This is a genomic window from Bacteroidales bacterium (assembly GCA_014860585.1).
Lineage (GTDB): Bacteria > Bacteroidota > Bacteroidia > Bacteroidales > 4484-276 > RZYY01.
On record JACZJL010000012.1, the window covers coordinates 58,149 to 72,172 of the forward strand.

The 14,024-nt window shown below is 41.8% G+C and carries 6 protein-coding genes; 2 read left to right on the forward strand and 4 right to left on the reverse strand.

The features are described from left to right. Positions 1-46 precede the first annotated feature (46 nt). Complete coding sequence (locus tag IH598_01560; GenBank protein MBE0637190.1) at positions 47-283, reverse strand: hypothetical protein; 237 nt, start codon at positions 281-283, stop codon at positions 47-49. A gap of 160 nt (positions 284-443) precedes the next feature. Here IH598_01560 and IH598_01565 point away from each other — a divergent pair, with 160 nt between their 5' ends. Continuing rightward, on the forward strand, positions 444-1,286 hold the full coding sequence (locus IH598_01565; protein MBE0637191.1) for an alpha/beta hydrolase: 843 nt from the start codon (positions 444-446) through the stop codon (positions 1,284-1,286). A gap of 256 nt (positions 1,287-1,542) precedes the next feature. Further along, positions 1,543-3,273: an aromatic amino acid hydroxylase gene (locus IH598_01570; GenBank protein MBE0637192.1), complete on the forward strand. Its 1,731-nt coding sequence runs from the start codon at positions 1,543-1,545 to the stop codon at positions 3,271-3,273. Positions 3,274-3,287: 14 nt separating this feature from the next. On the opposite strand, the gene IH598_01575 is transcribed toward IH598_01570, so the two are convergent. The 3 genes from IH598_01575 to IH598_01585 all read right to left on the reverse strand — a co-directional run. Next, positions 3,288-5,054 carry a hypothetical protein gene (locus IH598_01575; GenBank protein MBE0637193.1) on the reverse strand — a complete coding sequence of 589 codons (1,767 nt, stop codon included), beginning with the start codon at positions 5,052-5,054 and terminating at the stop codon, positions 3,288-3,290. Between the two features lie 10 nt (positions 5,055-5,064). Then, complete coding sequence (locus IH598_01580) at positions 5,065-11,181, reverse strand: T9SS type A sorting domain-containing protein (protein ID MBE0637194.1); 6,117 nt, start codon at positions 11,179-11,181, stop codon at positions 5,065-5,067. A gap of 11 nt (positions 11,182-11,192) precedes the next feature. Further along, positions 11,193-14,024 (reverse strand): leucine-rich repeat domain-containing protein (locus IH598_01585; GenBank protein ID MBE0637195.1); only part of this gene is annotated, 2,832 nt, incomplete at its 5' end.

A 14,024-nucleotide genomic window follows, 5' to 3' on the forward strand; every position in this document is an offset into this window, starting at 1 on the left:
TAACGTATACTTCTTCAATTAATGGAGCATACGCTATACAACTGCTTCATGTAGTGAAGAAAAGGTCGAGCATGATGGTCATGCCCTGATCAAGGGTTTCGTAAAGATTACGGGTTACCCCGTCGGAGTCGGTAATGGTAAAATCGCCCATCTGGTTGGAGCCTTTCACCATGTTGGCAGTGATCGGATGATGTGGAGCACACCTTCCGTCGTCAGTCATTTCCTGGGAATGCACTGCTGAAGAAAAGACCACAATAAAAAAAAGTAATAGCAGCTTTTTCATAAAATAATTAGTGTTAGTTAGACATTAAAAACCTCGTAAAAATAAAAATATTTAAATAGATACTTTTGTCAAAGTTTAAAATGCTGAAAAAATTACACTTAGTATGATGAATAATTCGTTTTTAATTGTTCTAATGTTGATTATTTCAAATTTTCAATCGATGGCTCAGAAAAAAGATACGATCGTTAGAATTGATTCCTTTAAATCACAGTATGTTACAGCCCGTACTGTTGATATCTGGCTGCCCCCTGGTTATCAAACTGAACCTAAAAAAAGATTCCCGGTGCTTTACATGCACGACGGTCAAAACCTGTTTGACTCAAAAATTGCATACGGCGGGCAAGCCTGGGGCGTTGACAGCACAATAAAACGGGTGGCAAAGCAGGGATTATTTACTGAAATCATAGTTGTTGGTATCTGGAATACGTTTTATCGTTTTACAGAGTATATGCCTGAAAAACCATTCCTCAGGCTTAGTGATGAGATGCAGGAACTTCTAACAGAGGAATATGAAGGAGAACCTAAGGGTGATGAATACCTGAAATTCCTGGTTGAGGAATTAAAGCCTGTGATTGATCAAAATTTCAGAACTCTTCATGACACTGATCATACAATGATCATGGGGTCCAGCATGGGCGGACTGATTTCTGCCTATGCTTATTGTGAGTATCCGGAAGTATTTGGCAGGGCCGGATGCCTTTCGACGCACTGGATCGGAAGTCTTGAAGGCGATTTTGAAGAGTTTTCGAATGCCATGGCAGCTTATTTTGCCGACAATTTACCAGCTCCCGGCAATCACAAAATCTATTTTGATTTTGGTACGCTTAACCTCGATGCCTATTATGAGCATCATCAGCTAAAAATTGATTCAGTGATGAAACAGTGTGGCTATACACATAATATAGACTGGCTTACAAAAAAATTCCCCGGTCACGACCACAATGAAAAATCCTGGAGATCGAGGTTAAATATCCCTCTGAAATTCCTGGCCGGAACCGAGTAATTTTCGTCGGAGATTAAGAAGAATTTAAATCGGAACCTTTAGCTCTTAGATAGCCGAAGCACATTTAACCCATTTTGCGTTAAAAAAGCACCAGACATCCTTTTAATGCTGATTGGAGCATGTATTTGTCTTTTATCCTTTCGTCTGTTCCCTCTTAATTAATCTTAAAACTCAATGAAGTTTGGATTTACGTTGGCATAATAGCTATATTTGAGCCCAATTTTAATTTCTTTAAATTGAAGGGAAAGGACAAACTATGGAAATGAACGAAGTCGTGGCCAGGTTGCCAAAACACCTGATGAGTCTGATCATTGACCAACCTTATAATGACTATACCTGGCAGGATCATGCCGTGTGGCGCTATGTGATGCGTCAAAATGTGGAATATTTGAGCAAGGTTGCACATGGTTCCTATATTGATGGCTTAAAACGTACTGGAATCAGTCTTGATCTGATACCTCACATGTATGGAATGAACAGGATACTGAAGGAAATCGGTTGGGCAGCAGTGGCAGTTGACGGCTTTATTCCTCCTTCAGCTTTTATGGAATTTCAGGCTTACAATGTCCTGGTCATAGCTGCCGATATTCGGCCCGTTAGCCATATCGAATACACACCTGCGCCCGATATTATTCACGAGGCCGCCGGACATGCCCCCATCATTGCCGATCCAACCTACTCTGCCTACCTGCGGAAGTTTGGCGAAATCGGAGCGAAAGCTTTTTCGTCAGCTAAAGATTATCAGCAATACGAAGCCATCAGGCATTTATCTATACTTAAGGCTGATCCTTATACGCCAAAATCTGTGATTGAGAAAGCGGAAACTTTTCTTCATGAAATTGAGAAAAACCTTGGCCATCCTTCTGAAATGGCACTCCTTCGGAATTTACATTGGTGGACGGTTGAGTATGGCTTGATTGGCGATCTGAGAAAACCAAAAATTTATGGAGCTGGATTACTTTCCTCAATCGGTGAAAGTTATAGTTGCCTGAAAGATGATGTGCTCAAGTTGCCTTACTCGATCGAGGCTGTGAATTATAGTTTCGATATTACCAAACCTCAGCCACAACTATTTGTAACACCAAACTTCGACCATCTTACAGAGGTACTTAACCAGTTTTCAGGTTTTATGGCATTCCGCAGGGGAGGACTTTATGGGTTAAATCAGGCAATTAATTCCGAAAATATTGCAACCTGCGAGTACAGTTCCGGGCTTCAGGTATCAGGGATATTCAGCGAAGTGATTGCTGAAGGAGTTCAGCCGGTCTATCTGAAAACAAACACGCCAACGCAGTTGAGTTACAAGAATCATCAACTTGCAGGACATGATAAAGGGTATCACGCGCATGGGTTTGGTTCACCCGTGGGAAAATTTAGGGACACAGAAATTCCACCGGAGTTCCTCTCGTACAATGAATTGGTGGCCATGGGCATCGAAACCGGAAAACCGGTTCAAATTGAATTTGCTTCAGGTGTGAAAGTTACCGGCCAGCTTGAGAATATTTTGATCAAAGAAAATTCTAACCTGATTTTTTCATTCACCGACTGCATGGTGGTTTACAGAGATCAGGTTTTATTCAAACCGGAATGGGGTAAGTTTGATATGGCTGTTGGAAGTTCAATCAGTTCTGCCTATTCCGGCCCTGCCGATCCTGATATGTTTGGTTATGCATACCCGGTTCCACATGAAAAGACCCATAAAATCAAGCATTCGGCCGAAGCGTTGAAATTACATCAGTTCTATGGCGACCTGAGAAAGTTAAGGGAAAGTGGATCAACTGATCCCGATCTTACCGGCATCTGGAAGTCGGTAAGTCAAAATTATCCTGATGAATGGCTTCTTCCAATGGAAATTCTCGAGTTGGCAACCAAATTTGCTTTTAATGAACTTTCAGAAGAAATTCACTCCTATTTAATCAGAAAGCAGCATGAAAATAGCAGCCTGGTTAATTTGATCAGCAATGGACTAAGTCTGATAGGAAATTAAGGGATATCAAATGATTAGTACAAGCTGTATTTAATAAAATTATACCCGACACTCAGTCCTATGAAATAATTATAGATTTTATTTTTAGAATTGCTCACACTGCTGAAATCATCGTTTCCGGTTGCAATATAATAGTTACCGGAGCCTGAGGAGGATGAACTTTTTAAAGGAAAATAAGCCAATAAACCAATATCAAAAAGGTTATCCGATTTGTTGCCAGAAAGGTTGAAAAAGCCATTGATCCTGAACATCAGCGCCGGTGAGATGGCGTTTTTCTGAGAGATTTCCTCAATCTTCTTGTCTACGTCTGTATAATAGTTGTAAAAAGGGTCATCGGTTATGGGCTGTGGATTAAACGCTGTGTAAATTCCATGCCGCGAAAAGCTACCGGTGATGTCATAAGAGGTTTCAAATGGAACTGTAAGGTTAATACCAGTCTGAAATGACAAAGCCTGTAAAGATTTGGTCTTATCAGGAAATACTTTTCTGATTTCAGCAAATAAAGGCACTACTAAACCATTGCTTGCGGTAATATCGGTGTAATCTGTTCCGCTAACGAACACTTCAACCGGTGTGCCTAGTCTGTCCACGTAATCATAACCTACCTGCTCAAAGTTTTCACTGGTAATCTTGTATTGATATTGATAGTACGAAATACCAAGCCCGACGCCCAGGAATATATTTCTGCGATGTCTCAAAATATCTGGATTATTTGTGGAGAACCAGTTTCCAAATCCATTGAGAAAATCATCCATATTCAAATGCTTGACCAGCTCAATTCCAAATCCAAACTGGTACCCTGTTGCATTTGTAAAAGTTGATTCAGATGAAAAGTTCGCCAACTGGTTCTCGCTCTGACTGATCATTCCACCAAGCCCTCTGACCGACCATGAAAATCCATTCCACTTATAGGGTTGAACGGGAATCCAGAAACCATCTACATCTTGTGAATTCACTTTTCTACCCGCCCTTTTCCAGTCTGACGAAATATAATACCTACTCCCATCGCGATCAATCACAGTGTCAACTAATATTGATGCCCTGTTAGGGATTAGGCCAAGGTTTACCTTCCCTTCATTATTGGTTTTTGCAATCAACTTGCGGTTATTGATGGTTTCATCGTACTCGATACGAATATGACTAACCATCCCAACAGGCAAATAATCCGGGTCATAAGGTTCGACATTTGGATTGAAGAATGTCAAAATAACATTTGACCTGGCAATGTTTTCATCCACCAGTCGGATAGCGGTGATTTTCGGCTGATCATTAATCAGTTCCATTTCGACAAAATAACTTACTGCACTGACAACCGACCATCGGTTGTTGCCAAATGATTTTCTTATTTCGAATTGCAACTTGTTGGTTTTACCCAGGTTTGTGGTGTCAAAAGCTATTTCGGTGAAATTGAAACTGAAATCAGTGATTTTGTGGGTATCGTACCCGGTCTTGATGATGTCAATATAATCGCTAATGGTTACCAGTTCAAGGTATTTTCTGATTGTTGGCAATTCGGTGGATCTTAGCGTTGAATCTGGTTTGAAAGGAACATCGAAAACAATACGGGCATCCGGAGAAAAGCAATTTCTGAAAATACTTTCCCACGAAGGATCGTAGGCTCCCGTATTCATATCTCTGAAAAGGGAAGCATCGCGATAATCGTTCAATAACAAACGCGCCGCGTTCAACTTTTCATCATTGACGGCTCTTTGCCCTTTCACCGAGGGTAAAACCAACAGAAGTATCATGCCAGCAACAAGGATTTTGGTTAGATTTTTCATTGTCAGCATGTTATTGAACAATTAATTTGTAATTAAACAAACTTACCGGCGTACGGACCTTTAGCAGATAAACACCAGAAGTGATTGTGCCCGTAAGCGACAAATCCACATTTTCTTCGTGGCTGGCGGCTTTAAAATTACGACTATAGATCATCTGACCGGAAATACCGTAAATTTCGATGACACCGCCCTGTGTATTCACTCCGGGTGCAAACCTTACAGTAAAAAGGCCATTTCCCGGATTCGGATAAACGGTGATGGATTTGTCGGTAATTTCGTCAATATTTACCGGAACATTGAAAAACGAACGGGAACCACAGGAAGTCTCATCGAAATAGGCAATCACAAAATAGCTATAAACCAATGGATTAAATACGTGGCCATCGGGCAGGCGGCAATACCAATCATTTTTATCCGGAATGATATATTCCTGAACAAGCTCACCCGCGGCATTTTTCTGCAACCAACCCCATTGATAGGATTTGGCAAGGGTATCGGAACTGTAGAGCATATTGTCATTTTCTTTTCGCAGCACTGTTGAAGGTGGCGGCGCTTCAATATTGGTTACTTCAATTGTTTTGATGAATGGATCAGCAGCGCAGTCAAATTGGTTGAAGGCATAAAGGCGCAGAATATAGTTTCCGGGGGTGTCTCCCCAGTTGACAATGGCTATATTTCCAGAAACATCATAGGGGAGGGAACTGTTGGCAAACACACCTCCCGGGTTTTCATCATCAAGTTCCCATTTGAAATATACGCTGGGTTGGGGGTTGGGAACCTGGTAAATGACTCCTGCCTGGTCGCTGCAAACGGTCAATTCCCCGTCAAAACCAAAGGCTTCAGGCAGTTGATTGACTATGATGGTAAAATTATCCGAAACGGTGCGGAAAAAGTTTGTCACCTCAAGGCGATACGTGGTCGTTACTTTTGGTCCAAATACCGGAGTTAAAACGGTTGGATTTAGCGATAAAATTGAATCCGGAGGATCAGCAGTCCAGAGGTAAGTGCTTGATCCATAAGTGTCGGTGATGTTGGCTGAAGGATAACCCGGGTCGTCGGGATTCAACATTTGACCAAAGCAGATGGCAGTGGATTTCGGGGTTAATGTTACTGCAGGATCAATTTTGTAAGCAGCAAAGGGGAGAATTTCGGTGGTATCAGTAATTCCCAGGCCTGTAATTTCGATCCTTGGTGGAAGGAAATAATAGGGGATCGCAAGCGCTGTATCAATCAGTGGAGTGATGGTTCCAATCCAGTTTTCCGGAACGAACTGGTAAGCATACGTTCCTGATGCATTGGTTTTTACAATGGAATCGTAAAGTGCAACCGAAACGCCGGCTAACGGCTGAAGGGGATCATTTTGTATAAAAACCTGTCCGCTCACCGGGAAAAACTTTCCTGGCCTGGTGTTCTGGTCAAACCAAAACTCTGTGGCGACCGAGCTGCTGATATCGAATTGAAGTTTGGATGACCGGCGCAAAAAAGAGTTGTTGTTCGAATCAACCCTCAGATAGAACTGATCGTTGCCTGCCAGAGTGAGCGACTGGGCCGACCAGTTCAGTGAGTCTTTGCTGATTTGGAACCAGTCAAACGTTTCACCTTTACGCACTGTGTATTGGGAAACGTTTGAATAGGAATTGATCGTTTGCACCGTACCTGTCCAGTCAAGACTGTCAAGGGCTGATGGGCGTAAAATGATGTAAGGGAAATTCTGATAAATGGAAACAGTGTCCGTAACTTCATCCGGACGATCAACATCGAAAACTTTGATTTTCGCCAGCCGGGAGTTGGGGTCATTGTTCAGATTTACAAATACAGTTAAAGTATCATTTTCGATCGTAGTATTTGCAAGGTCGATCATACCTTCAACATCATCAAACACATCAAAACCCAGTTGATCTACATTAACTCTTGTTGCTTTGAAATAGAGTGTATCGCCTGAATACCTTTGAGCAAGCTGTTCGCGCGGTTCCATCAGGATATATTGATCTAAAGCTGAATACTGATAAACAGATACGCTATCCTTCACCGTCGGGTTTCCTGATTCCTGAATCACAATATTTGCCGCTCGTGCTGATAAATCTTCATTAGCTGCAATGCTGAGCCTGATCTTATTACCCAGGTTCTGAAAGTCAATCCAATCCTGGTAGATGGTTGTATCAGCAAATTCCCATTCTTCGACATTTACAAGCGTCAGATTAAAATCAACGGCAGGATGGCCAAGGTGAGAGACTTTCTTTTCGCGCGGCGCGGCCAAAATATAAGGATCTTCGGCAGCAAACTGATAAATGGTCACTGAATCATAGACAGCAGCATTAGCCTGACTAAATATGTAAACCGTTTCCTGCCTGGCTTGCAGGGATTCGTTCAACAACACAGTAAGTCGCAATTTATCGGGTGTATTGCTACCCTGCTCAATCCATTCAGGGAGTTGTACCGGATCAATCACCCAATTGCCGACATTCACAGAGGTGATGTGAAATTCAATCTCAGCCCCCGTAAACTGAACGCTCTGCTCACGTGGCGCAGCGAGCAAAAAAGTGTCGAGAGCCGAATATTGATAGATCCATACCGAGTCCATCACAGAAGTATTTGTACCATCACTGAAAAAAATATTTGCCTCCCTGGTTTGAAGCGATCCATTTTCCAGGATCTTCAGCTTCAACCAATCCTGACCGGATTCATTCACTTCAATCCATACAGGTACGGATGCGGGATCAACTTCCCATGCAGCGACGTTCACCCTTGTTATGATAAAATCAAGCGATTCAGTTTCAGTGTGCGCAACCCATTGTTCGCGAGGGGCAGCCAGCAGGAAAGTATCAAGTGCAGAATATTGATAAACAGAAACCAAATCGAAAATATCCGGATGGTCATTCACAGAAAGTTTGATCGTGGTCTGCCGGGTTTCAAGAGTATTATTTGGTTGCACATCAAGGGTAAACTGAGAAAAAGTTGAAGTCACCAATCCAATCCATGAGGGAACTGAAGCCATTTCAACCTGCCATCCTGCAACATTTGCAGAGGTTACCTCAAAAACAACATTGTCATTTCCCAAATGGCCGATCATTTGTTCACGGGGCGCTGCCAGCAGGAAGGTATCAAGTGCCGAATATTGATAAACAGAAACCAAATCGAAAATATCCGGATGGTCATTAACAAAAAGTTTTATGGTAGCCTGACGCGTAACGAGGGAATTGTTTTGTTGTACCTGAATAATGAACTGAGAAAAAGTTGAAGTCGCCAATCCAATCCACTCAGGCAGCGACGCTGTTTCAATCTGCCATGCTTCCACATTTGCAGAGGTCACTTCAAAAACACTATTGTCATTCCCCAAATGGCCGATCAGTTGCTCGCGGGGTGCTGCCAGCAGGAAAGTATCAAGTGCCGAATATTGATAAACAGAAACTAAATCGAAAATATCCGGATGGTCATTAACAAAAAGTTTTATGGTAGCCTGCCGCGTAATGAGTGAATTATTTTGTTGTACCTGAAGAATAAACTGAGAAAAAGTCGAAGACACCAATCCGATCCATGAAGGAAGCGAAGCTGCTTCAACCTGCCATGCTTCAACATTTGCAGAAGTCACCTCAAAAACAACATTGTCATTTCCCAAATGGCCGATCATCTGTTCACGGGGCGCTGCCAGCAGGAAAGTATCGAGAGCAGAATATTGATACACAAAAACGGAATCATAAATATCCGGATGACCGCTAACAACAAGCCTGATCATTGCCTGGCGGGTATCCAGTGTTTCGTTTTTTTGCACATCAAGTGTAAATTGAGACAAAGTTGAAGTCACCAATCCAATCCATTCAGGAAGTGAACCCGTTTCAACCTGCCAGTTCTCCACATTTACGGAGGTTACACCGAAACTCAAACTGTTGTTTCCATCATGCCCTACCCATTGTTCTCGTGGGGCTGCCAAAAGGAAAGTGTCAAGCGCTGAATATTGATAAATCCAAACTGAGTCCATTAAGGAAGCATTTGCAGTATCCCTGATAAAAATGTTTGCTATTCGGGTTTGAAGCGAACTGTTTTCCAAAATTTTAAAACTTAGCAACTCCTGACCTGATGCATTCACTTCAACCCAAAATGGCACAGATGTCGGATCAACCCCCCATTTAGCAACATTTACGGGTGTAACCTGGAAGTTCAGGTTTTCGTTTCCGGTGTGAGCAACGGCCTGTTCACGCGGAGAAATAAAGAGATAAGACTCAGGGTAGGCTTCCTGGAAAATGATGGCCTCGGTATAAAGATTTGAATTGCCGGTGTCCCGAACCTTGAAAGTGGTTTGCCGCGTAAAGGTGCTGGTGCTTGGTGCGACATCGAAAATGAGGTTAGTTCCGTTGACTTCATAAGCATTGATCCATTCCGGCTGCCCGTTTTCAAAAAATACTTCCCAGGCAGACACATTCAGGGCTTCAACTACAAAAGGCGCTGTTAACCCACCTTCAAACGAAACTGACATGAATTCTGGCGTGATGTGTATGTAGGTTGGCGCCCCACCCTGTATCACCATCACGCTGTCATAAACGGCAGGGTTGTTGGAACTGGATACTTTAATCGTAGCGGTCCGGAGTAAAGTGGTAGGATTTTCGGAAAAAGCAACTTCAATGGCAGTGCTGTCATTGTTAAATACAGGAGTCAACCAATCGGAATCATCTTCCAATGTTAACACTGAAACATTATTTGCTGTAACTGAAAATAGAGCTGCCAGGGCAGTCTGGTTCCAGTTTGCATATTGCTCTCTTGGCGACAAAATGATGTAAGGCAGGTTGGCAGGGTACTGGAAAATACTCAACACATCTTTGATGGCAGGGTTGTCAGTGCTGGTGACGGTAACTTCCGCAGTTCTAACAGTGCTCGAGTTGTTTGCATCAACCACTACCGTAAAACTGTCGCTGTTGGTGCCGGCCGAAATGCTTACCCAGGGTTGATTATCAACTACATTGAAACTATTGACAAAATACTTTGTCACTTCAAACTCAAACGTACCACCGGGATCCGGAAGCACTTTTTCCTTCGGATTTAAAAGAATATATGCTGCCGATTGGTAAATTGTAATCGTGTCGCTGATGACAGGGCTGCCGCCAGAGACTTTGATTTTAGCTTCCCTTGCGGTAGGTGTTGAATTTTGGGTAACATTAACAATCAAAGGACTTATGCCCGGTAAAGAAGTTATTGAAATCATAGTCCCCGGATTATTGATTATCTCGGTGTTCCAGGTTGTATTCGAAAAGACCATCACTTCAATTGTGCCTGCATCGGGATCAATGAAATTTTCCGTTGGTGAGACATAGAGGTAGGGACCCTGTCCGGCCTGTTGTAAGATTGTAACTGTTGAGTTAACTGCAGGATTGTTTGTTGCCGATAATTGAATATCAACCTGTCGCGACATTGCTGTTGTGTTTGGCTGCAGCTCAAAAGTTATTAAGTCGGGCGAGCCGGTATGTGTTTGGTTTTTAATTGAAACCCAGGTTATACCGGCAGGAATTGTTGCTACCCAATCGTTAATATTAAAATAGATTACCGAAAAAGGATCAGTTATCCCGCCTTCCTGCGGTATAGGCATAAATTCTGGTGATACAAGAAGAACAGGTTGCGGAGCTGGTTCCTGGATAATATAGGCAGTAAAACTTAAAGTATTAGTTACCGGACCGAGAATCAACACGGCATCAATCGGAGTTTGACGCGCTGTAAATTCGTTATTTGCATCCACAGCAATCGTAACCTTCTTGGTACTATAGTTAATAACAGGTGCATTCACCCAGGTTGCTGCCGGAGGAATAGTGATCGAGAATGTGGCTGAAGTGATCTGCCCTTCGGTGATGATATCAAATTGAGCCGATTCAGTTCCATCGTAAGCAACAATGTCAATCACCGGGCTGAGCGATAAAGTAGTGATCATAGCCCCTGACTTGTTTGGTGATCCTGACTTTCTATTTCCTGATAGATAATCAATAACATCATCAGTGGCTAATTTTTCCTTGGAGTGTTCAACTATTTCACTAATCACCCGTTCATATTTTTCCGATCTGTAGTCCTCTTTTGATTGTGCCATTGTTCTGACCACAGAGGAAAAAACAATCGTCAATATTAAAAGGTATAGGTTCAATTTTTTCATAACATGCATTTTTATTTCAATAATTGATCCTGGGTATTAATGCGGGCGCCGGCCAGGCTATTTTTCAAATTTTGTGCAGATTCTGCCGGCAACCGGTTGCTTCTGATGTAAACCCATTCCAGTCCATTCATGCTTTCCATTGTAACTGGTAAAGTCTTTAGTTCAGGCATCCAAAGGCTTAGTCTTTTCAAATTGCTCAAATTACTTATTTGAGTCGTCAGTTCAGTGATTGTTTCCGAGGTAATACTGAGGTCGGTTAATTGAGTTAGTCTGGTAAATTGCTGCGGGAACTGCGCAAGTTCTGTCAAGTCGAGCATTAGCGATTTTAGATTGGGCAATTGCAGAAGCTGTTCGACTAACTTATCTACATTGGTTTCCTGCCGGATGGATATACTCAGGTGCTGCAGATTTTGCAAACTGTCTATGGAAGCAGGTAAGTTAATTATGGGATTATCATTAATTACCAGATGGGTAAGGTTGCTTAAGCCGGTGATTTCGGGTGGAAGTTCAGCTATTTTATTGCCATTCAAATAGAGATGCCTCAGCTCGGTCAATTCTCCAATTCCCTGAGGAACTGTAGCAATGCCGTTCCCACTTAACACCAATCTCCTTAATTTTTTCAAATCTGAAATTCTGTCGGGTAGGTTTGTGATTTTATTTTCACTGATGGTAAGATGGGTAAGATTCTTTAACTGAAAGATTTCCTGCGGAATTTCAGTAAAATTGTTTCTGCTCACATCAAGCCGTGCAAGATTGACATTTTCTGTAATTCTTTCTGGGAGCTTATTCAAATTGGCGCCTGACAAGTCAATTTCTGTAATTTGCAAAATCCGTGCTCTGTCCAAAAGCTGGTATTTTTCCAATTCAAAGAGCAAACCCTTATCAACATTGACCAACAACCTTGTGAAGTCGGTAATTACCGGACTTGTAGTGGCTATGTAGGTAACAGGCCGTAAGGTAGTACTAAATAATTCGGCCACCTTCGCCGGGTCAAGCTGGCTATTTCCCTGCAAATCCAGGAACAACAAATTTTCCATATTAGCCAGATTGCCGGGGATAGCAGTAAGAGGGTCAATTCTGATGAGAAGAACATCCGAATTGAACTGGTAATCCGGTTGTCTTTCGACAGATGAAATGACGATCTTCCGCTGATTATATGCCAAATCAATAACTAAATCATCCATGTCAAACTCAGGATTTCCTCTGAGATCAATTTCAGTCAGACCGGTCATATAATCGTACATAAGGTTAAGAGATCTAATGTTATTGTTGGCCAGTGAAAGTTTTTTCAGTGATGTTAAAAAGGACAAATCGGGAAGTTCAACAAGATTGTTATTGTTTAAATCGAGCTTATTTAAAGTGAAAAGGAAACCAACATTTTCGGGAAGGCTTTTCAGACGGTTGTTGCTTAAATCCAGCTCAGTTAGCATTTTCAATTTACCGATTCCTGTTTCAAAAGGCTGTTCGGCAGCAATTTCAGAAATTATACCCAATAAGTCACTGTAGGGGAGGATTTTTAATTCTTCATTCAGAACAGTCAATAATTCAAGCCGTTCTTCATCGGATAAAAATCCCTTTTCAAAATATTGTGTGTGCAATTTATCAATTTGATCATAATCAGACTGAATTCCTATATAGATGTCAATTATTTGAATAATGTCAAATAAAGCATTCTCATTCATCAAACCAATGGCTGTATTTATTCTATCCCAGGCTTGCAGGCTGTCTAAACTTGAAATCTCCTCCGTAAGTTCATCAATTGCTGTTGGCTCGTGCAACGATTCGATTTCATTGTTTGCCAGATTCAAAATTTCAAGTTTGGTTAAGTCACCGATTTCCAGAGGAAGGGTCTTTAGCTTATTTCCACTCAGATTGAGGCTTTCAATATCCTTCAGGAGCGTAATCTCCGAAGGTATTTCACTCAATTGATTATCCTGCATATTCAACTCAATAAGTGCTGACAATTGGATGACTTGATTCGGAAATGATTGAAAATGATTACCGGAAACATTAAGTTCAGTGAGCAAATGAAGACTTTCGAAGCTGGCCGGTAAATCAGTAAGTTGATTATTACTCAGATCAAGGCGCTCCAGTTTTGTCAAATCACCTATGACCGAAGGAAGTTCAACTATTTTATTTCTGCTAATGTTCAATTCAATCAGATTGACCAGTGAATCAATGCTGTCGGGTATCTCCTTTAAGCTGTTGTTGCTCAGATCGAGTCTCTTCAGGTTGGTCAACTTGTTGATATCATCAGGAATGTGGTGGATCTGGTTGCTGCCCAGGTTCAATTCGGACAAAGTAAACAATGAGGTTACTGACAGCGGAAATTCCGAAATCCGGTTGTCATTCAGATTGAGTGCAACAAGTTTATCCAGATTACTGATAATGGTCGGGACGGAATTGATACGGTTCCCTTTTAATCCAAAAAAAATGAGTGATTTGAGATCAAACAGTTCGTCAGGCAGTTCGGTGATTTGATTATCTGACAAATCAAGGGACAAAAGTTTTTGGAGTTTCGAAATATCATTGGGAACCATTACAATCCGGTTACCACTTAGGTTCAGCTCGGCAAGGCTATCAAAATTGAAGATCAGGGAGGGAAAATCGGTAAAATTGTTACTACCCAGCCTAAGTCTCGAAAGTTGCTTAAGTTCTTGCATTTTTGGCGGTAACACATCAATCTGGTTATTGCTCACATCAAGCAGGGTAAGGCTAGAAAGACTATCAATATGTTTTGGCAGGTTCGAGATGTAATTACCGGCAAGTAACAACTCATTAAGTTTCTTTAGTTTGGTTATCGCTTGTGGGACCGAATCCAGAAAGTTATTGGAAAGGTCTAA

Coding starts and splice junctions, on each gene's coding strand:
- IH598_01560 (MBE0637190.1), bottom strand. CDS start 283: ATGAAAAAGCTGCTATTACTTTTTTTTATTGTGGTCTTTTCTTCAGCA.
- IH598_01565 (MBE0637191.1), top strand. CDS start 444: ATGGCTCAGAAAAAAGATACGATCGTTAGAATTGATTCCTTTAAATCA.
- IH598_01570 (MBE0637192.1), top strand. CDS start 1,543: ATGGAAATGAACGAAGTCGTGGCCAGGTTGCCAAAACACCTGATGAGT.
- IH598_01575 (MBE0637193.1), bottom strand. CDS start 5,054: ATGAAAAATCTAACCAAAATCCTTGTTGCTGGCATGATACTTCTGTTG.
- IH598_01580 (MBE0637194.1), bottom strand. CDS start 11,181: ATGAAAAAATTGAACCTATACCTTTTAATATTGACGATTGTTTTTTCC.